The following is a 23,191-nucleotide window of genomic DNA, read 5'->3' as shown; positions in this document are numbered from 1 at the left end:
ATTTGCGGGTTCTATCGCAAGGCCGCACCGAAAGCCAACCGGGTTCCATGGCAGTTTGACGCCGAAAGAAGATCCCGGTCATTCCCGCGCATTACCGCAGCGGGACGATGAAGTCCGTTCCCCGGCCAGTCTCGTCGCCAAGGCCGCGATCCGACACGGTGATCGAGCCGCCCGGCGCAAGCGCAGATGCGATCCGCTTCATGGCGTCTTCAGGGATGGTCAGGCGATCGAGTGCCTCCGTTGGCGACGACGGTGGAGCCGTCGTTGTGATGGCGGCGGCAGGCTCGCCGCGCCTGCGCCGGGGAGTTTCTTCGGCCGCGCGCACGGGCACGGGGAGCGAGACAACCGACCAGCGCAGCGCATCGGGATCGGCCTTGTCCGTGCGGACCGTGAAGACGTGCGTGCCGAGCGGGCGATCCGATGCGGCGATGGTGACCGGTGCTTCAAACCACGGTTCGAAATTCTGCCGCACGTAGATTTTGTTCTCCTTAGCGCTGACAAAGGCCGCAACATGACCGGTACGGGGTTTCACCGGACCGATAAATTCCGCCGTTCCTTCGAGCGGGACGCTGGGTGATGCTAGAGGATCAGTGGCGCGGGTCTGGTCCTTGTCGATCTTCGGGGCTTCGCCTTTCTGGTCGGCGAGTTTGTCATCGACAGGTTTATTGTCGGGCGCGTCAGTCTTGTTCGCGTCATCTTTCTTCGCGTCGTCGTTCGGGGTGACCGACGATGCGACCTTGGGAGTTTCCCGACCGGAATCTTGCGCGACGACGGTGTCCGCATCGCTCTTTTGCGGAAATTCTCCGCTGGCGTCGGCTGTGCGAATGGGCGCGCCTTCGGAAATCGATGTCAGCCTCAGTTGCGGCTTTTCGTGAGTGGCGGCATCGAGGATCGACGAGCGGTCGGACTTCAGCGTCGAGGCCTGCTTGTCCAGCGCGGGCGCGGCTGCGACCGGCCTTGTGTCCGGCTTGCGCGTGATCAGCAGCGGATGAGAGACATCGATCGGCAAGATTTCGCCGGGGGTGACGATCACGCGCGCGCCCATGCGGGTCCAGCCCCACATCCGCATCGCGAAATTCATCGGCATGCGGATGCAGCCGTGCGACGCCGGGTAACCGGGCAGTGCGCCGGCGTGCAGCGCGATGCCGGACCAGGTGAGGCGCTGCATGTAGGGCATCGGCGCGCCGCTGTAGATATTCGAGCGGTGGTATTTGTTCTTCTGGATGATGCTGAACACGCCCGTCGGCGTCGAATGGCCTTGCATGCCGGTGGACACCGGCGACTCCGCGAACAAGCCGTTCTGGTCGTAGATTTTCACCTTTTGGTTTTCGATCGAGATCGCGATGACGATCGGCCCGACCGGTTTGGCGGTGTCCTTGGGCGCATCGGGCAGCTTCTGTCGGGTGCGCGCGACGCGCGGGCGGCGCGGTTCCATTAGCGGCGGCTCGACGTAATAATCGCTGCCGGGGTCCGTCGGCCAGAACATCTGGGCGTCGGCAGGCAGTGCAAATCCGGCGGTCAGCGTTGCCGCGAGCCATGCGGTTCGTAGGCCCCCGGATCGGGCCGGACGGGAACTGATGTCACTGCCAAAAGGGGAGGTTGTGCCGATCGTTTTCTGCTGTTCGTTCGGAGAAGGTAGCCGATTGCCGTACACGCGAAATTCCTCAATTGATTCCAGTATTAGTGTCGCCAATCGGCTGAATGTTCATCGCCGTCCCGGGTCTCGGTACCGCATTCTGCGTGATTCACGGTGCTCAAATGCTAGCCGGGGAGCCTTCAAAAGCGCTTAACGGCCACTTGGTGGCGGTCACAATCCCGTGCCTTCCAACGCCGCCGACGCCACCCCACATGAGGGGTTCCCGGCGCGGGGCAGTCGTCCCGAGCCATGTTTCGAAGACCCTCCCGTGGAGCCCGCTGATGCCTTTCCGTTCGACCCGAATGACAGCCGCCGCGCTGTTGGCCACCGCTATTGTCTGGCTGGCCGCAACGCCTGTGGTGGCGGCTGACGAGCCGGACCTGATCTTCCGCCGCTCCACCGTGTTCAAGCTACTCAGCCCGGACGACAAACTCGCGACCTACGGCGTCGATGATCCGGCGGTCGAAGGCGTGGCGTGTCATTTCACGGTGCCGGAGAAGGGTGGTTACAAGGGCTGGCTCGGGCTTGCCGAGGAGGTCTCGGACATCTCGCTGGCTTGCCGTCAGATCGGACCGATCCGCTTCAAGGCCAAGGCGGCTCAAGGCGAGGACATGTTCCGGCAGCGCCGCTCGCTGTTCTTCAAGAAGATGCAGATCGTGCGCGGCTGCGACGCCAAGCGGAACGTGCTGGTCTACATGGTCTACTCCGACAGGCTGATCGAGGGCTCGCCGAAGAACTCGACGTCCTCTATTCCGATCATGCCCTGGGGCGGCAACGACACCATCCAGAAATGCAGCGATTTCATTTCTGGATAGAGCGCTGAATGACGAACGGTGCCGTTGCGAACTTTACGCCGCCGACCTGTTCTTGATCATACCGACGATTGCGGTAAGTACCGCACCGGCAACGCCGCCGCCCGCGGCCTGACCGATGATCGCGCCGATGTCCGGTGTCGCAGCCGTATTGGCCAGCATCGGAATCAGCATTCCGAGAATCTGCCCGCCCACACCGCCGCCGATAGCACCGGCGATGGTATTCCCCATGGTGCCAAGATCGATGTTCTTGGCCGCGCCGCCGACGACATTTCCGCCGATGGCGCCGCCGATGATCTGAATCAGCAGGGTAACAAGCATGCCCGACATGATTTCGCCTCCCGGTCCGGAGTCACGTTCATCACGACGGCGCCGGACTCATTCGCCGCGCTTTGCAACTGTAGGACGATGAAGCCGGCGGTCACGCTGAAAGTGCGAATTCGTACGACGAAAAGCCGGGAGATAAATCATCGAATTGCCTTGCGCGATTTCGAATCAGAAGTGACGCGCGGCGCTCTTGCGTTTGGGGGTGGTTTGATCGACCCTTGCCGGACAACAAAATGAAAATCAAAAGGGCGGATATCATGCGTCTCAAGAACAAGGTTGCGCTGGTCACAGGCGGCGCATCGGGATTTGGCGCGGCCATTGCACGGCTTTTCGTGGACGAGGGCGCCAAGGTCGTGATCCTCGATCTGAACGGCGAGGGCGCGGCGCGCGTCGCCGCGAACACCGGCGGCGCCGTCGCCGTGGCCGGCGACGTCTCGAAGCGTGACGACATCGACAGGGCCGTTGCGACAGCGGTCGAGAAATTCGGACGGCTCGACATCGTGGTCAACAACGCGGGCTGGTCGTTTCGCAACAAGCCGATTATGGACGTGACCGAAGACGAGTTCGATCGCGTGTTCGCGGTCAACGTCAAATCGATCTATCACATGACGAACGCCACCGTGCCGCTGATGCGCAAGCAGGGTGGCGGCTGCATCATCAACATCGGCTCGACCGGCGGCATCCGTCCGCGTCCGGGGCTCACCTGGTACAACGGCTCGAAGGGTGCGGTGAACCTGCTCTCCGGCGCGATGGCGGCCGAACTTGCGCCCGACAAGATACGGGTCAACTGCGTTGCGCCGGTGATGGGCGAGACTGCGCTGCTCGAAACATTCATGGGTGTGCCGGACACGCCGGAAAACCGCGCGAAGTTCATCGCGACGATTCCGCTCGGCCGTATGTCCCAGCCGGATGATATCGCCAAGGCGTGTGTCTATCTGGCGTCGGACGATGCGGACTTCATTACCGGCGTGGTGCTGCCGGTGGATGGCGGCCGAACGATCTAGCGCTTGCCCTTGCGGTCGACGCATTTGCGGGAAGCTTCGACGCCGGCTGCGGTGAGGCGAAGGCCTGACACTTCCTTGATCTGCCCCGAGGGGCAGGATCCGTCATCGACATAGATCTTCTGGCCGAGCCGCAGGTTGGTGATGTCGGCTTCACGGCCGACAATGTCGGCGCGGGCGGAGGCAGTCGCCGCAAGCGACAGGACTGCTGCGAGCAAGAGCGTTCGTGGCGACGATACTGCGTTCATTCGTAGCTCACTTGTTCTGGATCTTCAGCCCGTCGGGGCCGACGTTGATCTGCAGGCCCTGCGGCTTCTTGTTGTCCTGATAGACCTTGTAGCCCAGCACGCCGACCGCGATCACAAGTGCACCGACGACGGCGTAGAGGATGTTGCGGTTGTCCATGCGTAGCTCTCCAATGCGTCAATGCGAAACCGTTGATGAAAACAGGTTGATGGTGCCGACACCTGCGATGATCAGCGCGAGGCCGATGACGGCGGGCATGTCGAGTTTCTGGCCGAACCAGACGAGACCGACGATGGTGATCAGCACGATGCCGAGACCGGACCAGATCGCATAGGCGATCCCGACTGGCATGGTCCGCAGGACCAGCGACAGGAAATAGAACGAGGCTGCGTAGCCGAGCGCCGTCAGGATCAGCGGTTTCGGCTTGGTGAACTGCTCCGACGCCTGTAGCGCAGCGGTGCCGATCACTTCAAGAATGATTGCGATGATGAGGTAGACGAAGGTCATGCCTCATCGTAGTCGGGCGACCGTGATTCTCATAGGCAGCGGTTGAGTTGCGGCATGCGCCGACGTGGTCGGCCGGCGCATGTCCGCAAGATATGGGCGAAGGGAACCGGCACGCGCAAGTTTAGTGCTTCGCCACTGTTTCCCGTATTTCGGTACAGCACGCCGGGCATTCATAGACGAAGTCCACCCTCGCCAGGTCCCAGTGGGGCTGAACCTCCGTGATCTGCATGGGAAGGCTCAGGCAGCTTGGACACACGGTTGTGGGCGCATGAAAGATGCGATGCTGTTTGTGATGCTGTGCATAGGCTGGCATGATTGCTCTCCTTTATTCTGGGAGCTCATTCTCAATCGCCGGCGAGACGTCATCGATTGTCGCCGATGATGTACGATCCTATCGCGCAAGCCGTAAATGCCTCATCAACTCTTGCGAACGCACGAAGAACATCCGCACAAAATCGGCGTGTGTGACCTAATCTACACAGTTGGTGCCTTGGTTCGGTCATATTGTATCTGCGCTTTCGCGACATCGCTCATGTGCCGCTCCGCCCAGATCCGCAACGCATCGACGGTTTCGCTCAGCGTGCGCCCAAGCGGCGTGATCGAATACTCTACCGTTACAGGAACCGTGGGCGTCACCTTGCGCGTCACGAGCCCGTCGCGCTCAAGACCTTTCAGAGTCTGCGATGCCATCTTCTGCGTAAGCCCGCCGATCTCGCGGCGTAGCTCGTTGAAGCGCCACGATCGGTGCGAGAGCAGGATCAGCAGCAGCACGGTCCATTTGTCGGCGATGCGATCGAGCACCAGCCGCGTTGGGCAATCCTGCGCGTAGGGATTTGCCGGCCAGTTGCCCCGCGAAGCCTTGGCCGCGCGCGCGGATTTGGCGAGCGGTCTCTCGCGGGAGACCATGTCTCTGGAAAGTGCCTTCTTCACAGCGGCGCCGGCAGCGGGCATCTGATGTCCATTCGTTAGTTGGTATCGATAGGATACCACGTATCGCAAAGGACGTCATAATGAAAGTCGCATTGATCGGAGCCACCGGCCGCGCCGGTTCGCCCATCCTTCAGGAACTCGCTCGCCGCGGCCACGAGGTCACCGCCATCGTCCGCAATCCGGAGAAGGTTCAGGCGCAGGTCAACGTCACGCCGAAGAAGGGCGACGTATTCAACAAGGATGATCTCACTGGTCTTCTCAAAGGGCACGACGTGGTCATCAGCGCCGTGCATTTTCTGCAAAGCGATCCGCGCAAACTGATCGATGCCGTGAAGGCGTCGGGCGCGAAGCGCTATCTGGTGGTCGGCGGTGCCGGCAGTCTTGAAGTCGCGCCCGGTGTCACGTTGGTGTCGACGCCGGAGTTTCCGGCGATCTACAAGGATGAGGCCACCAAGGGCGGCGAGTTCCTGGGTCTGTTGCGTCAGGAGACGGAACTGGACTGGACGTTTCTTTCGCCATCGGCGCTGTTTGTCGAGGGACCGCGCACCGGCACATTCCGTCTCGGCAAGGATCAGCTTCTGACCAACGAGAAGGGCAGCAGCATCTCGTTCGAGGATTATGCCATCGCGCTCGTCGATGAAGTCGAGAAGCCAGCGCACTCAAGGCAGCGGTTTACGGTGGGGTATTAACCCGTCACGACGGCCCCCCATCGTCATTGCGAGCGAAGCCAAGCAATCCAGTCCGGAGAAAGACAGAGGCTGGATTGCTTCGTCGCTTTGCTCCTCACAATGACGGGGCTGGAACAACTTACCTCCCAAGTCATCGCCTCCCTTCCAACAGTCCCGTAAAGTTGGCTACACTCGTGCCAATAATCTGCGCGCAGACGCATGAAGGGACGAAACGCGATGGACGCCAAAACAACGACGAGCGACACCCAGCGCCGTATTATCGATGCGATCGACGATGCCTTCGACCGGCAGATCGAGACCACGAAACAGTTTTCATCCATTCCCTCGACGCGCGGCGCGGAAGGCCCGTGTCAGGACATGATGGGCGACCTGCTGCGCGCGCGCGGCTACGAGGTCGATGACTGGCATATCGACACGAAAGATCTGAAGGACCTGCGCGGCTATGGTCCGATCGAGCATGATTTCTCCAAGGCTCGCACGGTGGTCGGGACCTATCGTCCGGCGCGCGAGGCGGGCCGCTCGCTGATCCTGCAAGGCCACTGCGATGTGGTGCCGGCCGGTCCGCTCGACATGTGGGACACGCCGCCGTTCACGCCGACCGTGAAGGATGGCTGGCTGTATGGGCGCGGTGCGGGGGACATGAAGTCCGGCACCATCGCCGCGCTTTATGCGCTGGATGCGCTGCGCGCGGCGGGGCTGAGGCCGACGGCGCGGATTCATTTTCAATCCGTCATCGAAGAAGAGAGCACCGGAGTCGGCGCTCTCTCGACAGTGCAGCGCGGCTATCGTGCTGACTGCTGTTTCATCCCGGAGCCGACCAACGGCAAGCTGGTCCGTTCGCAGGTCGGCGTGATCTGGTTTCGCCTCAAGGTGCGCGGCAAGCCGGTGCATGTGTTCGAGGCGGGGGCGGGCGCCAACGCGATCAAGGCGGCGTATCACCTCGTTCAAGCACTTGAAGTGCTGGAAGAGGAATGGAACAGGCGCGCGGCAAGCGACAGACACTTCAAGGTCGTGAAACACCCGATCAACTTCAATCCGGGGATCATCAAGGGCGGCGACTGGGCCTCGTCAGTGCCGGCATGGTGTGACCTGGATTGCCGGATCGCCGTGCTGCCCGGCTGGTCGATTGCCGATCATCAGGCCGAGATCGTTGCGTGCGTCGAAGCGGCCGCGAAAAAACATCCGTTCCTGGCGAAGAACCCGCCCGCGGTGGAGTGGTCCGGCTTCCTCTCCGAAGGTTATGAGCTGACGGACGCCGGCGAACCCGAGGCGGTGCTGCGCTCGGTCCACGAGACCGTCTGCGGCGGGCCGATGAAGGAGCTGGCGTTCACTGCACTGACCGATACGCGGTTCTATGGCCTCAATGCGGGCATCCCGAGCTTGTGCTACGGGGCGACCGCGGAGGCGATGCATGGCTTCAACGAGCGGGTCGAAATCGAGTCGCTGCGCAAGACCACGCGGGCGATCGCGCTGTTCGTGGCGGGGTGGTGCGGTGTGGAGGCTGCATAGGCTGCATAGGACGCAGGATCACTTGCGCAAGCCAGCGAGCATCTCGGGGTCTGTCGAATTGCTCATGACGGGGAGAAAGTAAATGCGACGCTGTGTTTACGTTTTCGGCTTGCTCGTCTTGCTCATGACAGGCGCGGCCGCCAAGGAAACAGTGCTGCCTGGTTTGATCCGCGCTCCAATGGCCATTGCGATCGATCTGCCCGATGGACGCAAGGTAACTCTCGAAGGTCTCGTGATCCGCCCCGACAGACCCGGGCGCTTCCCGCTGGTCGTCCTGATTCATGGGACGCCTCGCGGTGATGGTCCGACTTTTTTGGCGACGATTGCCCGCCAATCGCCAGCCCGGCTTAACGGCCCGTCGGTTGCCTTCGCGCAACGAGGTTACGCGGCGGTCTCGATCATGCGCCGCGGTTTCGGACGTTCCGAGGGGCCGTATGCCGAACATATGTCAGGAACATGCGACAATCGGGACTATCTGGAGGTGGCACGTACGGCAGGCGAAGATGTTGCCGGTGCGGTAGCGGCGCTTCGGCGTGAGCCTTGGGTGGACCCCGATCATGTGTTGCTGTTGGGCTGGTCGTCAGGCGGTTTGGCTGCGACCGCGGCTGCTGCGGCCAATCCTGCGGGCGTCATCGGCGTTCTGAGTGTCGCCGGTGGCCGCGGCTCTTTCGCACCAGGCCGAATTTGCAGCGCCGGCCGGCTGGTCGAGGGCTTCGGCGTGTTCGGCAAGACAGCGCGTGTCCCTGCATTGTGGCTGTATTCCGAGAACGATCGTTACTTCAATGCGACATTGGCCCGCCAAATGTTCGATGCCTACACCACCTCGGGCGCTCCGGCGCAATTACAGATGCTACCGCCGTTCGGCACGGACGGTCACATGGTGCTGGATGCCGAGCCGATCGAAATTTGGTGGCAACCCGTTCAGACATTCCTGACCGCGTTGCATTTGCCAACGTCGGTGGTGGTGGAGTTACCTCCCTTGGCTGACCTTCCACCGCCGACGCCCATAAATGCTGCGTGCGCAGCCTTCTTCAATCGGTATTATTCCGCGCGTACCGACGTCAAGGCGTTTGCCGTCAACCCCGAAGGGCATTGCGGCTCCAGCGTTATGGCGCGATCGCGCGACGAAGCTAAGGAAGAGGCGATAACGCGATGCGCGCGGGCCTGGAAGGATTGCCGGCTCTATGCGGTCGGGCAGGAATTGGTCGAGCGCTCCAACTAGCGAGTGGCGGAGCGCCCGGCGCTTCATCCATCGCTTTAACTAATCTATTGCCTGAAGAAGATATTCATCCTTTTCCTGAATATGAGGAGCGGCAGCGTGACCCTGCTTGATATGATCCAGTCGCGGCCGATGCCGTTCGCAACCCTGATGGGCGTGGCTTTCACGCACGCCGAGAAGGACAAGGTGGTCGCGACCATGGTGGTCCGCGAGGATCTCTGCACGCTGGGTCATTCGATCCACGGCGGCGCGGTGATGGCCTTTGCCGATTCCGTCGGCGCGGCCGCAACCATCATCAACCTGCCGCCCGACGCCAAGGGCACCACCACCATCGAGAGCAAGACCAATTTCACCGGGGCGGCCAAGGCCGGGATGACCGTCACGGCGACTGCAACCGCCATCCATCTCGGGCGGCGCACCCACGTCTGGCAAACCCGGATCGAGACCGGGGAGGGGCGGCTTGTGGCCGTCGTGACCCAGACCCAGATGATCCTGTAAATGGCTTAGGCCCGCTGCACCCGGATGATGACGCGTGGAATCGGGCGCCTCCAGACGTCGAAGCGGGAGGCGTCGGAGTGGAAGATACTCGCGCGTTTCTGGAAGGTGTTGCCCTACCGCTACATCATTGGGGTTGCGTTGCCACGTAAGCTCCCCCGGTATTTTAGGCTTTTTGATACTTTGACTTTTGGGGGCTCCTTGCAAAAAATTCTTTTGTCGACCGCTGCTGTGCTGGCAACGGTGTCATTCGCCCATGCGGCCGATTTGCCCAGCCGTGTTTACACCAAGGCTCCGGCGGCGGCTCCCACGTACAGTTGGACCGGGTTCTATGTGGGTGGCGGCTTCGGCTATGGCATGGTCAATGAAGAGACCAGCGCAGCAACTACAGCCGGTTTCCTTGCGAACAACGGAGTGAACAACGCCGCGAAGGGTTGGTTCGGAACGGTCAGCGCCGGTTACGACTATCAATTCACCGACCGTATCGTCGCGGGTGTGTTCGGAAACTATGATTTTTCGGACATCAAGGGCACGTATTCGCTGGCAAACGCTGTTGGAATTCTCTCTCCATTGGGCGGTGAGGAAAAGCTCAGTTCGACATGGGCTGTCGGCGCGCGCCTCGGTTGGCTATTCGATGAAAAAACGCTGACCTATGTCAGCGGTGGTTACACTCAGGCCAGATTTGACGCGATCAACATCACTCAGCTCAACGGACTTCCGGCGTTTGGTATTGGAGTCCCGGTCGCCTTGGGTTCGCGGACCCTGGATGGCTGGTTCCTCGGCACCGGTATCGAAACGAAGCTGGATTTCCTGCCCGGAGACGGCTGGTTCGCGCGGACCGAATACCGTTATGCGCGCTACGATGGAGCCACCGCCCAGCAGTTAGCTCTGGGTGTCATTCCGTTCAATGCGCGCGTCACGATGCGTCCCGACGTGCAGACTGTACGGACGGAGTTGACGTATAAATTCAATCCGTTCGGCGCGCCGAAAACCTATGCGGCGCCTGTTCGCAGTTCCGCCTCTGCACCGATGTCGTGGACCGGCATCTACATCAGCGGTGGCGGCGGGTACGGCCTCGCGAATGTCGCGCAGTCCAACTTTGGCTTTCCTGCGTTCCCGACCCACGCCAACATGGGTGCAAAGGGTGCGTTCGGCATCATCAGTGGCGGTGTCGATTATCAGTTCAGCAACCGCATCGTTGCCGGTGTCCTTGCCAACTATGATTTCGCCAACATTCACGGTACCGCCGACACGCTCTTCTATAGAAACCCGACAGACCCGATCGGCGCTGCGACAAAGTTGAGTTCGTCCTGGGCTGTTGGCGCGCGCGCCGGCTGGCTGATCACGCCGAAGACGCTGACGTATATCAATGGCGGTTACACGGAAGCGAAATTTGACAGCTCTCTGGCTGCCAGTCTCTTAACTGGTCTGCCTGCAGTGCCGGGCGACAATGTGCCCGGCCATACCCACAAGGGCTGGTTCCTCGGAAGCGGCGTCGAAACCAAACTTGACCTTCTTCCCGGCAATGGCTGGTTCCTGCGCTCGGAGTATCGGTACGCGGGGTATGACAGCGTCAACACCGTCGCTACACTTGATGGCGCGCCCGTTGTTGCGATGTCGTTCAAGCCGACGGTCCAGACCGTCCGGACCGAGTTGAGTTACAAGTTCAATTGGGACGGGCCGGTTGCCGCGAAGTACTGAATATCTCCTCGCATCCAAAAGCCCGGCTTAGGCCGGGCTTTTTTATTGCGCTTTTGTAGGCCGGCCGCAGTCGGCCTGCGGGCGGTGGTCACCTAGGCCCAGTTGATCCTGTGATAAATTAACCCCGGGCGGCGAAATATTGCGTAATTCGCCGCCAAAACAGGCAGTTCCGCCGCCTGAACAAGTGACTGTGAGTTCTGCGGCGTTGCGCAATCGCGGCAGATTCGGATAGATCAGCCCCCAGATTTGAAGCGTGAAGAGAACAGGTCCTTCCTGCGGGCGCAGCGATGCGCTCTGCTGACCGAGAAACGTCAAATATGAATGCGCTCGTCCGGATTGCCCTAAGCCGACCTTATACTTTCGTCGTGCTGGCACTTCTGCTGCTGATTGTCGGGCCGCTCGCGGCCTTGCGCACACCGACCGATATTTTCCCCGAGATCCGAATTCCGGTGATCGGGGTGGTCTGGTCCTATACCGGCCTGCCGCCGGACCAGATGTCGGGCCGCATCGTGACGCCGTTCCAGCGCGCGCTGACCACGACCGTCAACGACATCGAGCACATCGTCGCCAATTCCTACAACGGCACCGGCGTCATCAAGATCTTCTTCCAGCCCAACGTCGATATCCGCACCGCCAACGCGCAGGTGACCGCGATCTCGCAGACGATGCTCCGGCAGTTGCCGCAGGGCGCCACGCCGCCGCTGATCCTGAATTACAATGCCTCCACGGTGCCGATCGTCCAGCTTGCGCTGGCGGGCGAAGGACTGACCGAGCAAAACCTGTTCGACTTTGCCACCAATCAGTTGCGTACGCCGCTGGTCACAGTGCCCGGCGCCGCGATCCCGTGGCCTTACGGCGGCAAGCAGCGCCAGATCCAGATCGACCTCAACCCGAGCGCGATGCAGGCGCTCGGCCTGTCGGGGCAGGACGTCGCCAACGCGCTGGCCGCGCAAAACCTGATCACCCCTGTCGGCACCCAGAAGATCGGCGACTTCGAATATAACATCCGGCTCAACAACTCTCCGCTGAAGATCGAAGAGCTTGGCAACCTGCCTATCAGGGTCGTGAACGGGGCCACCGTCTATATCCGCGACGTGGCGACGGTGCGCGACGGCAATCCGCCGCAAACCAATATCGTTCATGTCGACGGCAACCGCTCCGTGCTGATGATGGTGTTGAAGGCCGGCGCGACATCGACGCTGGACATCATCTCCGGCATCAAACAGAAAGTCGCCGATATTAAGGACTCGATGCCTGACTCGCTCAGGGTCTCGTTCATCGGCGACCAGTCGATCTTCGTGCGTGGCGCGATCGCCGGCGTCGCCTTTGAGGGCGTGCTCGCCGCGGTGCTGACCAGCATCATGATCCTGCTGTTTCTGGGAAGCTGGCGTTCGACCATCATTATCGCGGTCTCGATCCCGCTGTCGGTGCTCGGCGCGATCATCTGCCTGGCGGCGATCGGCGAGACGCTCAACATCATGACGCTCGGCGGCCTCGCGCTCGCCGTCGGTATTCTGGTCGACGATGCGACCGTGACCATCGAGAACATCAACTGGCATCTGGAGCAGGGCAAGGAGGTCGAGGAATCGATCCTCGACGGCGCGCGTCAGATCGTGACGCCCGCGTTCGTATCGCTGCTGTGTATCTGCATCGTGTTCGTGCCGATGTTCTTCCTCACCGGCGTGTCGCGCTTCCTGTTCGTGCCGATGGCGCTCTCGGTGATGTTCGCCATGGTCTGGTCGTTCATCCTGTCGCGCACGCTGGTGCCGACGATGGCGAAGTACCTGCTGCACAAGCACGCCCATGACGAGCACGGCAATGCCGCGGAAAAGCCGCCCACCCGCAATCCGCTGGTGCTGTTCCAGCGTGGTTTCGAGACCCGGTTCGAGAAATTCAGGGCGGGCTACCACGGCCTGCTCGAAATGGCGCTCGCTCACCGGCCGATATTCGTCACGGGCTTCCTCGCTTTCGTCGCGCTGTCGTTCCTGCTGGTGCCGTTCCTCGGCCGCAACTTCTTCCCGTCGGTCGATACCGGCCAAATCCTGATCCATGTCCGCAACCAGATCGGTACCCGCGTCGAAGAAACCGCGAACCGGCTGGCCGACATTCAGAAGGCGATCCGGCAGGTCATCCCGCCCGACAATATCGACACCATGGCCGATAACATCGGGATGCCGAACAGCAGCATCAACATGACCTACAACAACACCGGCGTGATCGGTCCGCAGGATGGCGATATCCAGATCAAGCTGAAGGGCGATCACCGTCCGACCGACGAGTATGTCCGCGAGCTGCGCGAGAAGCTGCCGCGCGAATTCCCCGGCGTCTCCTTCGCGTTCCTGCCCGCCGACATCGTCAGCCAGATTCTGAACTTCGGCGCGCCGGCTCCGATTGATCTTCAGGTTCGCGGCAATAACGCCGAGGGGAATTTCAAGTACGCCAACGATCTGCTGCGGCGGATCAGGCTTATTCCCGGCGTGGCGGACGCGCGGATCCAGCAGTCGCCGAACAGTCCAGGCTTCAATGTCGATGTCGACCGGACCCGCGCGCAGTATGTCGGGCTGACGGCGCGCGACGTCACCAACAGCATGGTCGTCAATCTCGCCGGCAGCTCGCAGGTGGCGCCGACGTTCTTCCTCAATCCCGAAAACGGCGTGTCGTATTCCATCGTGATGCAGACGCCGCAGTACCGGATCGACTCGCTGAACAAGCTCGAGGCGTTGCCGATTTCCGCGGCGGGGATGGCGACGCCGCCGATCCTCGGCAGCATCGCCAACATCAACCGCTCGTCCTCCAGCGCTGTGGTGTCGCAGTACGACATCCAGACCATGGTCCAGATCTATGCGACGCCGCAGGGGCGCGATCTCGGCGCGGTGGCGAAGGACATCAACAAGGTTATCGCCGACACCGCGAACGATGTTCCCAGGGGCAGCCGCGTGGTTCTGCTCGGGCAGGTGGAAACCATGAACAGCGCCTTCGCGGGGCTGCTGTTCGGCCTGCTTGGCGCCATTGTGCTGATCTACCTTCTGATCGTGGTCAACTTCCAGTCGTGGTCCGATCCGTTCGTGATCATATCGGCGCTGCCGGCGGCGCTGGCGGGCATCGTCTGGTTCCTGTTCGCGACCCACACCACGCTGTCGGTGCCAGCGCTGACCGGTGCGATCATGTGCATGGGCGTGGCGACGGCGAACTCCGTGCTGGTCATCGCCTTCGCCCGTGAGCGTTATGAGGAATTGGGCGACCCGATCGCCGCCGCGCTCGATGCCGGCTTCGTCCGGTTCCGGCCGGTGCTGATGACCGCGCTGGCGATGATCATCGGCATGACGCCGATGGCGCTGGGACTGGGCGAGGGCGGCGAGCAGAACGCGCCGCTCGGACGCGCCGTGGTCGGCGGGTTGATTTTTGCGACATTTGCCACGTTGATGTTCGTGCCAGTGCTGTTCAGTATGGTTCACAAGAAGATGCCCGCAAAACCTGCGATGGCACCGGAGATCGTTCATGCGACCTGATCAGGGCACACGCGTGTCGCCGCGCAAGCTAAGGCTCTACGGCACCGTTGCCATCGGCGTGCTGACGGCCGTGGTCGTCACCGGCATCATCACCCGCTCGAAGGGCGACGCCCAGCTCAAGGAATGGACCGATGCGCAGGCCGTGCCGTCGGTGGCGGTGACGCTGCCCGGGACCAAGCCGCTCAACGCCACGCTCGAGTTGCCGGGCCGGCTGGAAGCCTATTCCCGTGCGCCGATCTATGCGCGGGTCAGCGGCTACCTGAAAGGCTGGAAGTCCGACATCGGCGCGCAGGTCAAAGCGGGGCAGGAACTCGCTGAAATCGAGGCTCCGGATCTCGATCAGCAACTGTTGCAGGCACGCGCCGACCTGGCCAATGCACAGGCCGCCGCCAAGCTGTCGGCTGCGACGCTGGCCCGCCGCAAGACCTTGCTGGCGTCGAACTTCGTTTCGCAGCAGGAGATCGACGAGCGCTCGGCCGACCTCGCCAGCAAGGAAGCGCAGGTCAAGTCGCAGCAGGCCAACGTCGAACGCCTCGAGGCGCTCGCCGCCTACAAGCTCGTGACCGCGCCGTTCGACGGCGTCGTCACCGAACGCAATACCGACGTCGGCGCGCTGATCAGCGGCGGCACCGGTTCGGGTGCCGCGATGTTTGTCGTGTCCAACGTCAGCAAGCTGCGGCTCTACGTGAACGTGCCGCAGAGCTATCTGCCCGCCATCAAAATGGGCGCGAAGGCGACGGTCACGGTCCCGGAATATGCCAACCGCACCTTCCCGGCGACCATCGAGGCCTCCGCGCAGTCGGTGGACGTGTCATCCGGCACCACGCGGATGCAGCTAGCCATCGAAAACCCGAAGGGCGAATTGCGGCCCGGCGCCTTCGCCAACGTCAAGCTATCCCTGTCGAGCGACGTGCAGCCCCTGAGCATTCCGGCAAGCGCGCTGGTGTTCAACAGCAGCGGTCTGCGCGTGGCGACTGTCACCGCGGGTGACAAGGTACTGTTCAAGACCATCACCATCGCCCGCGATCTCGGCCGCGAGATCGAGATCGCCTCCGGCCTGTCGCCGGACGACCGGGTCATCGTGACCCCGCTCGACGGTATCGCCGACGGCGATCAGGTCCGCATTGCGGGCGCGGGCAAGGATGGTAAGGACGGCAAGCCGCGGACCAGTTCCAACAGCACCACCAAGACCGAGTAGCGCCGCGCGCGTCTCCGTGTCACGCTGCAACGATTCCTGGAGGGGTCCATGCAGTCGCTTTTGGAGATGACCGGCAGCTTTCGGATCGGGCCGCATTTAATTGCGCTCGCAGTGGCTTACGTGCTGGCGCTGCCAATCGGCTGGAACCGGGAAAAGGCGGAGCGAAGCGCCGGACTGCGGACGTTCCCGCTGGTGGCGCTGGCGACCTGCGGCATCGTGCAGGCCACTGAGCACATCCTCGAAGGGCACCCCGAGGGCACCGCGCGCATCATCGAAGGCCTGATGACCGGCATGGGCTTCATCGGCGGCGGGGCAATCTTGAAAACCGAGAATTCGGTGCGCGGCACCGCCACCGCCGCCAGCCTCTGGGCGACCGGGGCCACCGGCGCGGCGGTCGGGCTCGGCGCTTACGACGTCGCCGTGATGATCTCCCTGTTCACGTTCCTCACGCTCTGGCTGCTGGCTCCGTTCAAGCAGGAAGGCAGCGAAGAGGAAAAGAAGTAGCCGTCGAGCACACGAAGTCCTGTGCGCGATCACGCTTAAAATCGCGAAGCATTCGCGCGCGGCCGGCCACCGGGACCGTGTCTACTTTCCGACCTTGCCCGGATAACCGGGACTGGATGTGCTGTCGCCCGGCAGGCCGCTCGGGGACGCGCCGGTCCCGATCGATCCGGGCGTCGAGGTATTCGGCACGCCGGGCTGGTTGATGCCGGTATTGCGACCGGTCGTTCCGGTGGCTGGCGCCGCCGATGGAGGCGGGGTCGCGGGCGAGACGCCCGGCGAGCCGGCTGCTGAACCGCCCGGCGAAGACGGCGGAGCAACCTGGGCGGAGGCCGCCAGTGTCGATGCCGCGAGCGATGCCGCCACGAGTGTCGTCAGGAGCAGTTTACGTCGCATTAGAACCTCCGTTGCTATTGGAGGCCCAACACATCGCGGCTTGTCCCGTTCCGGAATTTGCTATGATGTGTTCGCGAAGGCGTGCCGCAAAAATATTCAGCGTGCGACTGTTCGCGTCTTGGAACCTTCACTGAAACCGAGCATTGTGTTGTCCGTCGGTGTTGTCTGCCGGCTTTTGGGATGAGCGTCATGCGTACCGTCGTCGCCGTCGCGTTTCTGTGCGGTGTGTCCGCGCCTTGCATGGCGCAGGAAATGTCACCCAACTTCTTGAAAAAAGAACCTTATTTCCTTTCGCCATGGTCCGTCGTCTATGTCGATAACGGCACCTGCGGGGTCGGTAAGGTGATGAAGGTCACGGGCGCGATCGGCGCGCTCCGCCGCAAGAAGGTCTGCGTCCCGATGGGGCCGGAGCAGGCATCGCGGACATTCGCGACGCCCTGATCGCCGGTTATCGGCGTCGTTTTCTCCAGAGTTCGACCAGCGGACCCCGTTGTCCGTACACCGGATCTGTCTCCGGCAGGGCAACTTGCGGGATCATCCGGACTGCCAGGCGATAGTTCTCGGCCGTAGGGCGCGTGACCTGCATCTGTTGACCCGGCGGATAGGCGCCGACCACGGCGAAGTCCTCGCTGGCCGACAGGCATTGATGGCCGGTACCGGCGGGCAAAATCGCAACGTCGCCCTTCCTGATCTCGAAATCCTCACCATGGTTGCCGCCGAAGCGGACTAGCGCACGGCCTCGCGTGACGCCCAGCACTTCATGGACCGTCGCGTGATAGTGCAGATAGTCGAAGATGCCGTTGCGCCAGCTTTGGCCCCAGCCGTTCGCGTTGAACGTCTCTTCCATGTTCCATTCCGGATCGCCGTTGTCGGTGACGACCGCGCCCTTGTAGAGCAGGAACGGCAGCGGGTTGTTCGGGACCAGTCCATCATCGGGGAAGATGAAGGACACGGGGCTAACCTTGAACGACGCCGTCGGTGGATCGGAGTTATAGATTGCAGGCATGGGGTCTAGTCCATGGTTCCGGTGTTGGATGGGGGATTTTGCCGGCGGCGAAGCCTGCGCGGCGGGGTGCAGGAAACAACGCGCTTGCCGCGCGGATGTTCCGTTCAGAGCGACCAGGCCGAGCCAAATGAGAAATGAAAAAGGCGCCGCGATTTTCGCGGCGCCCTGATAAGCGCAGAGGTCTGACGCGTAAGTTGCGTCAGTCGGCTCTCATGACTTCGCCGAACTGATCCCAGCTTTTGCCATTCCAGCGCTGCATCTGCATCTGTGTGTAAGCCTGGTTCACTTCAGGTGTTGTATTGACCTTGATGCCGGGCAGAACTGTCGGCAACACAAAGTCCTTGAAGCTCTTGCTTTGCTTCACGATGTTTTCGCGGGACAGATCGCTGCTGCTCTGCTTGATGAGTTGTTCAAGGATCATGCCCTGCTGGTATCCGTACATGTAGTTCTGGTCGGCGAGGTCCGCGCCGGGCAGATACTTGTTGAAGAACGCGATGAACTCCTTCACGCCCTGATCGTCCTTCCACTTCGGATCGGTCGGATCCTTCTGGAAGCCAGCCGTCACGACGCCTGTCACCTTGTCCAGGCCGACCGGCGCGAACGTATTGCCGATCGAGGCCGCGACGAAGTTAACGAGCGTGAGGGGCTTCCAGCCCATCTCGTTCATCTTGCGCAAGGCTTGCGCCGCGAACTTCGGAGTGCCTGCGATGAGGAGGGCGTCCGGAGCGCTGGCCCTCAGGTTGACGACCTGTGAATCCACTGTCGGGTCGGCAACCTCGTAGGCCATTGCCACGACCTTGGACGCGTATTCATCCTTGTAGACCGCTTTCATCGCGACAACGAAATCCTTTCCGAGGTCGTCGTTCTGATAGAGGACTCCGACTTTCGCGTTGGGCAACTGCGCGCGGAAGTACTTGGCGTAAATCTTCCCCTCGGTGTCGTAGCTTGGCAGCGCCGTCGTGGTCAGCGGGTAGTCCTTGCTGTCGGTGAATTTGGTCGCGCCGGTGGTGATGAAGGTGTCCGGAACCTTCTTGCCGGTGATGTACTTGATGGTCGCTGAATTCGACGGAGTTCCGAGCTGGCCGAACATGAACGAGACTTCGTCGCTCTCGATCAGCTTGCGCGTATGTTCCACGGCCTTCGGCGGGCTGTAGGCGTCATCGTAGGTGATCAGGTTGACCTTGCGGCCATTGATGCCGCCGCGGTCATTGACCTGATTGACATAGGCGATCAGCCCCTTGCCGGCGTTGCCGAGCGATGAGGCAGGGCCGCTGAACGGGAAGGTCGCTCCGACCTTGATTTCCGTTGCGGTGACGCCAGGGGCATCGGCGGCGACGGCAGCCGCAGTCAGCGTGAGCGATGCGGCCAGCGCGGCGAATAATATCCTCGACATAGTGGTTTCTCTCCCGTGAGCCGCCCGTCTACCCGATGCGGACTATTAGTTCGATTTTAGAACTTTAAACTAGCTTCGGCCAAATCAGGGAGCAAGTGGAAAGAATCCATATTTTAAGGAGATTTCTGCGGCATAAGCGCCGTCTCTCGTCGCGATGCGATGCTATAGTATCAATTTTGGACTATGGATTGGCCCGGCTGCCTGCGATTTGCTGCCAGCGGATGCCGTCGGCGTCAGCGATGCTCGGTGAATTCGTAGCGGTCGCGGATCAGGGTGTTGAAGAAGTCGCCCTTCGAGGGAGCCCGGCAGAACTGGAAGTAGACCTCACCGGGAACGCCGAAATAGCTGTAGGACCGGCCGCTCGTGAAAGTGACGTGAAGCTCGCGCGCGGGCGCGTTATACTCGATGCGCGAAATCACGCTTGATGCGACCTGCGGCATGCGGTCCTCGTTGCTTTCACTCGTCCCGATATGGGAAGCGAAACGTCCCGTACCAACCCTGAGATCGTCAACCTCTGCACGGCGCCGAGAGATCACAGATGAGCCCGACCACCGTCACACCGAAAACCACCACCAAGACCAAGACCAAGGTCAAGCTGCAGCGGCCACCGCTCTACAAGGTGATCCTGCTCAACGACGATTATACGCCGCGCGAATTCGTCGTCAGTGTGCTGAAGGCGGTTTTCCGGATGGGGGAGGAGACGGCGAGCCGCGTGATGTTGACGGCGCATCAGAAGGGTGCCTGCGTCATCGCGGTCTATACGCGCGACGTCGCCGAGACCAAGGCCAAGGAAGCGACTGAACTCGGCAAGGCCAAAGGCTATCCGCTGTTCTTCACGACCGAGAAGGAAGAGTAGCGGGGGGAAAACCTTCACGATCATGGCTGCCAGTCCGGCCGTCGCCTTGCCTGCACGCCGCGTCAGGCGATACCGTGCATCGATGACATCAGATCCCGCGAAGATTCTCCTGCCTTTGCTTACGTGCATCGAGACGCTTAGTCTCGTTGCGCGCCACCTGGATCCGTCGGCATTAGGCGAGGTGATGGAGGCTATCGGTACGCCGGAAGCCGCGTTGCGCGCGGCCTATTCGGATTTCAAACCGTTCGATGCATCCGACGACGTCGGAAAGCGCCTTGTCGCCGCCAGCGACGAAGCGTTCGCAGGGTTTGCTGAACTGCGCACGGCGGCCGGGCAGGGCGATATCCGCGCGGTGTTTCGCGCCTTGCGTCATCTGCCGCGTGCGCTGGAAGCGCTCTATCCACTCGCATCGATGATCCCGGCGGTGAACGCGTTCTTCTTCGATCCGTCGCTGCGAAGCGATGCCGACGCACTGGCGCTCCGCATGCAGCCGCCCCGCGAGAACGAGACCGGCGTGATGCATGTCGACAACGAGCCGCGCACGCGCGGCGGCTTCTCGCTCTACGTGCCGGAAACCTACACGCCGGATCGTGCATGGCCATTGGTGGTGGCGCTGCACGGTGGCAGCGGGCATGGCCGCAGCTTTCTCTGGAGCTGGCTGCGCGATGCGCGCTCCTTCGGTGCGATCCTTGTTGCGCCGACCTCGGCGGGAAATTCGCTCGGCTCGACATGGGCGCTGATGGGCGACGACAACGACACGCCGAACCTTGCACGTATCGTCGCAGCGGTCAGCGCGAGATGGAATGTCGATCCGAAGCGCCTGCTGCTGACCGGCATGAGTGACGGCGGCACGTTCTGCTATGTCACCGCGCTCGACGGCGGTTCACCGTTCACGCACCTCGCGCCGGTGTCCGCGACTTTCCATCCGATGCTGATCTCGATGGCAGACGCCGGGCGGATGCAGGGGCTGCCGATTTTCCTGACCCACGGCGCACTGGACTGGATGTTTCCGGTCGAGGTCGCGCGGCAGGCACAGCGCGCGCTGAGCGCGGCGGGCGCCAACGTGACCTATCGCGAGATCGACGATCTCAGTCACACCTATCCGCGCGAGATCAACGCGCCGGTGCTGGATTGGCTGAAGGCGTAGCCGGGCGGATGATTGTCGGGATATACTGATTGCAGGAAATCCCGAGATACTCATGACCTTTTCCGCAAGTTCCATTGCCGCAAGTTTAGGCATCGCCGCGTTCGCCTTGATAGCGACAACGCCCGCGCCGCTACACGCGCAATCCGCCGATCTCGTGCTGTGCGACCGGCTCGCTGCTGATCCCGCTGACCCGGACAAACCTGCGGATGCGAAGGGCGTTGCCGCTGTCGCCGCAGCCGATGTCGCAACCGCGATCAAATTCTGCAAGCAGGCGTCGGGTTCGCGCCGCGCGATGTATCAGCTCGGCCGCGCCTATGCCGCGAACCGCCAGAGCGCGGAGGCCATCGGTGCCTGGCGCAAGGCTGCCGACAAGGGCAGCACCTCGGCGATGGTCGAACTTGGCGTCGCTTACGCGACCGGCGCGGGCGTGGCCAAGGACGAAGCCGCAGCAGCCAAATTGTTCGAGCGCGCCGCGCAGGGCGGCAATCCGCGCGGCGTCAGCAATCTTGCCGCGCTCTCTGGAAAAGGCGGTGCCGCGCCCGCCGACGCGGCCCGGTCGCGCAGTCTGCTGGCGAAGACAGCCGAGACCAACGCCGAGGCGCAGTTTCAACTGGGGTTGATGTTGCAGGATGGTGTCGGCGGTCCGAAGGACGACGCGGGCGCGCGCAACCTGTTCGAGAAGGCTGCGGCGCAGGATCATCCCGGCGCGCTGGAGCGCATGGGAGCCTTCGCGAAGGACGGCCGGGGCGGCGCGCAGGATTCCGGCGCGGCGAAAACCTATTACGAGAAAGCCGCAGCGCTCGGCAACGACGAGGCCAAGGCGGCGCTCAAGCGCGCCGAATGTCCTTACGTGCTCAAGGACAAGTCCGGCAAGGTCGTGACCAACCTCTGCTTCTGATGAGGCAATGTTGGAGAATGCTCAGCCCGTCCGCCGCTCGCGGACGACCTGCGAGCTGATCGCGGTTTCCACCGCGCGATGACGCGGCCGCTCAGTGGCATCGGGACTGAAGCGGAAAATCTCGAGACTGCGCAGATGCGTCGTGGCGCGCGACGTGAAGATTGGAGTGTCGCCCGCGATCGCACGGATGGTCTCTGTACCGCAGCCGGAGCAAGCATAGGTGAACTCGAGCTTGGTCATGGCCCAGCGGACGTCCATGACGTCCATCAGGTGCTTGGCGCAGCCCGGACACACGATCACCGCCGGCCGGGCATCCCGGAGCGCAACATTTGTCAGCATCTGAACTCTCCCTCCAGACCAGGGATGACGCGACTCGCGGACAAACGCCGAAAGACCACAGGTATTTGAAGGCACTTGCGAAATCGCAATGGCCGACGAGGCGTCAGTGTACTCCTATGCGGGGGACCGCTCCCGTGAACTGTTGCGATATGCACAGGAAAGGCGGTCCTGCTAGACTACCGGAGCGTGTGGGTTGTAGGGCGAGCCGGGGAACCCGATGGCTAGCTGGAGCGGGAGAGGCGAACGATGAAACGGCTGACATTCCTTGCAGCGGCATTTGCCGTCCTGACCGGCGCGGGCACGTCGCCGGTGTCCGCGCAGAGCTTCCAGAGTTTCATCTGCGCCGACGGCGCACGCTTCGTTGCGCTTCTGGATACGAAGGTCGCGAACGTCCAGATCGACGGCAAGGCCGTGGCGCTGAGGAAGCGGTTCACCCTGACGGGTGCGCGCTACACCGGCCGGGGCGTTACGCTGACGATGAACAAGAAAGGCACCTTGCTCAGGCATGGCAAGCGAGGGCCGACTGTATGCACCAGGACATAATCTAGCGCGGCGCTATCTCAAACCGCCGCAGACGGCGGTTCTTTCGCGCCGTGCACACGCATCATCCAATGGCGATACTTGCCGGGCTCGCGGCGCTTGAGGGCGGGCCATGTCCACGACATCGCGCGCCGGGCGTTGCCATCCTTGTCCGCTAGCCAGATCCGTCCGATGCTCAGGGGGATCGGCGTTTCGTCGATGGGGTGCCAGGTCTGATAATCATCCGCCCGCGCCCGCCGAAGCCGCTTCCAGATCGCCATCGACAAACCTCGCAATCGGCTTGCAGAAAAATGCTTCTCAGAAACGAGGGCATCATGTCGCAACGGGGCCTGTTTT

At 62.1% G+C, this 23,191-nt stretch carries 27 protein-coding genes; 15 read left to right on the top strand and 12 right to left on the bottom strand.

Annotated features, from left to right (window positions below):
- Positions 1-91: 91 nt before the first annotated feature.
- Positions 92-1,486, bottom strand: a complete 1,395-nt coding sequence (locus tag HNQ36_RS06250) for a L,D-transpeptidase (protein WP_246395295.1) — start codon at positions 1,484-1,486, stop codon at positions 92-94.
- 431 nt (positions 1,487-1,917) lie between these two features.
- Here HNQ36_RS06250 and HNQ36_RS06245 point away from each other — a divergent pair, with 431 nt between their 5' ends.
- Positions 1,918-2,451, top strand: coding sequence for a CreA family protein (locus HNQ36_RS06245; protein WP_184083131.1), 534 nt, complete (start codon positions 1,918-1,920; stop codon positions 2,449-2,451).
- A 33-nt stretch (positions 2,452-2,484) separates the two neighbouring features.
- On the opposite strand, the gene HNQ36_RS06240 is transcribed toward HNQ36_RS06245, so the two are convergent.
- Positions 2,485-2,778 (bottom strand): hypothetical protein, encoded by a 294-nt coding sequence (locus tag HNQ36_RS06240; protein WP_184083129.1) that lies wholly within the window; start codon positions 2,776-2,778, stop codon positions 2,485-2,487.
- Between the two features lie 254 nt (positions 2,779-3,032).
- Here HNQ36_RS06240 and HNQ36_RS06235 point away from each other — a divergent pair, with 254 nt between their 5' ends.
- A complete protein-coding gene (locus HNQ36_RS06235; protein WP_046826491.1) occupies positions 3,033-3,779 on the top strand; it encodes an SDR family oxidoreductase in 747 nt (248 codons plus the stop codon).
- Here the strand turns inward: HNQ36_RS06235 and HNQ36_RS06230 are convergent.
- The 4 genes from HNQ36_RS06230 to HNQ36_RS06215 all read right to left on the bottom strand — a co-directional run bounded on the left by HNQ36_RS06230 (position 3,776) and on the right by HNQ36_RS06215 (position 5,333).
- Positions 3,776-4,024 carry a DUF6719 family protein gene (locus HNQ36_RS06230; RefSeq protein ID WP_184083127.1) on the bottom strand — a complete coding sequence of 83 codons (249 nt, stop codon included), beginning with the start codon at positions 4,022-4,024 and terminating at the stop codon, positions 3,776-3,778. The genes HNQ36_RS06235 and HNQ36_RS06230 overlap by 4 nt on opposite strands.
- Positions 4,025-4,031: 7 nt before the next feature.
- Positions 4,032-4,181 (bottom strand): hypothetical protein, encoded by a 150-nt coding sequence (locus HNQ36_RS06225; RefSeq protein ID WP_184083125.1) that lies wholly within the window; start codon positions 4,179-4,181, stop codon positions 4,032-4,034.
- 18 nt (positions 4,182-4,199) lie between these two features.
- The gene (locus HNQ36_RS06220) at positions 4,200-4,529 is read right to left on the bottom strand and encodes a DMT family transporter (protein ID WP_184083122.1); all 330 of its coding nucleotides are present in this window, start codon (positions 4,527-4,529) and stop codon (positions 4,200-4,202) included.
- A gap of 474 nt (positions 4,530-5,003) precedes the next feature.
- Positions 5,004-5,333 carry a winged helix-turn-helix transcriptional regulator gene (locus HNQ36_RS06215; RefSeq protein WP_246395328.1) on the bottom strand — a complete coding sequence of 110 codons (330 nt, stop codon included), beginning with the start codon at positions 5,331-5,333 and terminating at the stop codon, positions 5,004-5,006.
- Between the two features lie 206 nt (positions 5,334-5,539).
- Here HNQ36_RS06215 and HNQ36_RS06210 point away from each other — a divergent pair, with 206 nt between their 5' ends.
- From HNQ36_RS06210 to HNQ36_RS06175, 8 genes are all read left to right on the top strand, one after another.
- Positions 5,540-6,148 (top strand): NAD(P)-dependent oxidoreductase, encoded by a 609-nt coding sequence (locus HNQ36_RS06210; protein WP_210311941.1) that lies wholly within the window; start codon positions 5,540-5,542, stop codon positions 6,146-6,148.
- 216 nt (positions 6,149-6,364) lie between these two features.
- The gene (locus HNQ36_RS06205; RefSeq protein WP_184083118.1) at positions 6,365-7,657 is read left to right on the top strand and encodes an ArgE/DapE family deacylase; all 1,293 of its coding nucleotides are present in this window, start codon (positions 6,365-6,367) and stop codon (positions 7,655-7,657) included.
- 82 nt (positions 7,658-7,739) lie between these two features.
- On the top strand, positions 7,740-8,879 hold the full coding sequence (locus tag HNQ36_RS06200; protein WP_184083116.1) for an alpha/beta hydrolase family protein: 1,140 nt from the start codon (positions 7,740-7,742) through the stop codon (positions 8,877-8,879).
- Positions 8,880-8,975: 96 nt separating this feature from the next.
- On the top strand, positions 8,976-9,374 hold the full coding sequence (locus HNQ36_RS06195; RefSeq protein WP_184083114.1) for a hotdog fold thioesterase: 399 nt from the start codon (positions 8,976-8,978) through the stop codon (positions 9,372-9,374).
- 213 nt (positions 9,375-9,587) lie between these two features.
- Positions 9,588-11,072 (top strand): outer membrane protein, encoded by a 1,485-nt coding sequence (locus HNQ36_RS06190; RefSeq protein WP_184083113.1) that lies wholly within the window; start codon positions 9,588-9,590, stop codon positions 11,070-11,072.
- Positions 11,073-11,389: 317 nt separating this feature from the next.
- Positions 11,390-14,581 carry an efflux RND transporter permease subunit gene (locus HNQ36_RS06185; protein WP_184083112.1) on the top strand — a complete coding sequence of 1,064 codons (3,192 nt, stop codon included), beginning with the start codon at positions 11,390-11,392 and terminating at the stop codon, positions 14,579-14,581.
- Positions 14,571-15,779: an efflux RND transporter periplasmic adaptor subunit gene (locus HNQ36_RS06180; protein WP_184083111.1), complete on the top strand. Its 1,209-nt coding sequence runs from the start codon at positions 14,571-14,573 to the stop codon at positions 15,777-15,779. Before HNQ36_RS06185 ends, HNQ36_RS06180 begins: the two co-directional genes overlap by 11 nt.
- A 48-nt stretch (positions 15,780-15,827) precedes the next feature.
- Positions 15,828-16,283 carry an MgtC/SapB family protein gene (locus tag HNQ36_RS06175; protein ID WP_184083110.1) on the top strand — a complete coding sequence of 152 codons (456 nt, stop codon included), beginning with the start codon at positions 15,828-15,830 and terminating at the stop codon, positions 16,281-16,283.
- Between the two features lie 81 nt (positions 16,284-16,364).
- On the opposite strand, the gene HNQ36_RS06170 is transcribed toward HNQ36_RS06175, so the two are convergent.
- Positions 16,365-16,676 carry a hypothetical protein gene (locus HNQ36_RS06170; RefSeq protein WP_184083109.1) on the bottom strand — a complete coding sequence of 104 codons (312 nt, stop codon included), beginning with the start codon at positions 16,674-16,676 and terminating at the stop codon, positions 16,365-16,367.
- A 189-nt stretch (positions 16,677-16,865) separates the two neighbouring features.
- Between HNQ36_RS06170 and HNQ36_RS06165 the strand changes: the two genes are divergently transcribed.
- Positions 16,866-17,117 carry a hypothetical protein gene (locus HNQ36_RS06165; RefSeq protein ID WP_184083108.1) on the top strand — a complete coding sequence of 84 codons (252 nt, stop codon included), beginning with the start codon at positions 16,866-16,868 and terminating at the stop codon, positions 17,115-17,117.
- 7 nt (positions 17,118-17,124) lie between these two features.
- On the opposite strand, the gene HNQ36_RS06160 is transcribed toward HNQ36_RS06165, so the two are convergent.
- The 3 genes from HNQ36_RS06160 to HNQ36_RS06150 all read right to left on the bottom strand — a co-directional run bounded on the left by HNQ36_RS06160 (position 17,125) and on the right by HNQ36_RS06150 (position 19,515).
- Positions 17,125-17,682, bottom strand: a complete 558-nt coding sequence (locus tag HNQ36_RS06160; protein WP_184083106.1) for a cupin domain-containing protein — start codon at positions 17,680-17,682, stop codon at positions 17,125-17,127.
- Positions 17,683-17,881: 199 nt separating this feature from the next.
- Positions 17,882-19,075 (bottom strand): ABC transporter substrate-binding protein, encoded by a 1,194-nt coding sequence (locus tag HNQ36_RS06155; RefSeq protein WP_184083104.1) that lies wholly within the window; start codon positions 19,073-19,075, stop codon positions 17,882-17,884.
- A 233-nt stretch (positions 19,076-19,308) separates the two neighbouring features.
- On the bottom strand, positions 19,309-19,515 hold the full coding sequence (locus HNQ36_RS06150; RefSeq protein ID WP_184083102.1) for a KTSC domain-containing protein: 207 nt from the start codon (positions 19,513-19,515) through the stop codon (positions 19,309-19,311).
- A 98-nt stretch (positions 19,516-19,613) separates the two neighbouring features.
- On the opposite strand from HNQ36_RS06150, the gene clpS reads away from it, so the two are divergent.
- The 3 genes from clpS to HNQ36_RS06135 all read left to right on the top strand — a co-directional run bounded on the left by clpS (position 19,614) and on the right by HNQ36_RS06135 (position 21,976).
- Positions 19,614-19,931 (top strand): ATP-dependent Clp protease adapter ClpS, encoded by a 318-nt coding sequence (gene clpS, locus HNQ36_RS06145; protein WP_184083099.1) that lies wholly within the window; start codon positions 19,614-19,616, stop codon positions 19,929-19,931.
- An 82-nt stretch (positions 19,932-20,013) separates the two neighbouring features.
- Positions 20,014-21,078, top strand: a complete 1,065-nt coding sequence (locus HNQ36_RS06140; RefSeq protein ID WP_184084078.1) for a carboxylesterase family protein — start codon at positions 20,014-20,016, stop codon at positions 21,076-21,078.
- A gap of 52 nt (positions 21,079-21,130) precedes the next feature.
- On the top strand, positions 21,131-21,976 hold the full coding sequence (locus HNQ36_RS06135; protein WP_184083098.1) for a tetratricopeptide repeat protein: 846 nt from the start codon (positions 21,131-21,133) through the stop codon (positions 21,974-21,976).
- A 21-nt stretch (positions 21,977-21,997) separates the two neighbouring features.
- Here the strand turns inward: HNQ36_RS06135 and HNQ36_RS06130 are convergent, their stop codons facing one another.
- A complete protein-coding gene (locus HNQ36_RS06130) occupies positions 21,998-22,315 on the bottom strand; it encodes a hypothetical protein (RefSeq protein WP_184083096.1) in 318 nt (105 codons plus the stop codon).
- 246 nt (positions 22,316-22,561) lie between these two features.
- Here HNQ36_RS06130 and HNQ36_RS06125 point away from each other — a divergent pair, with 246 nt between their 5' ends.
- A complete protein-coding gene (locus HNQ36_RS06125; protein WP_184083094.1) occupies positions 22,562-22,858 on the top strand; it encodes a hypothetical protein in 297 nt (98 codons plus the stop codon).
- A 17-nt stretch (positions 22,859-22,875) separates the two neighbouring features.
- Here the strand turns inward: HNQ36_RS06125 and HNQ36_RS06120 are convergent, their stop codons facing one another.
- The gene (locus tag HNQ36_RS06120) at positions 22,876-23,115 is read right to left on the bottom strand and encodes a hypothetical protein (RefSeq protein WP_184083092.1); all 240 of its coding nucleotides are present in this window, start codon (positions 23,113-23,115) and stop codon (positions 22,876-22,878) included.
- Positions 23,116-23,191 lie beyond the last annotated feature (76 nt).

Source organism: Afipia massiliensis, from assembly GCF_014203115.1.
In the GTDB taxonomy this organism is placed as follows: domain Bacteria; phylum Pseudomonadota; class Alphaproteobacteria; order Rhizobiales; family Xanthobacteraceae; genus Afipia; species Afipia massiliensis.
Note: the sequence above shows the minus strand (reverse complement) of the source record. Positions and strands in the feature narration are given on the sequence as shown.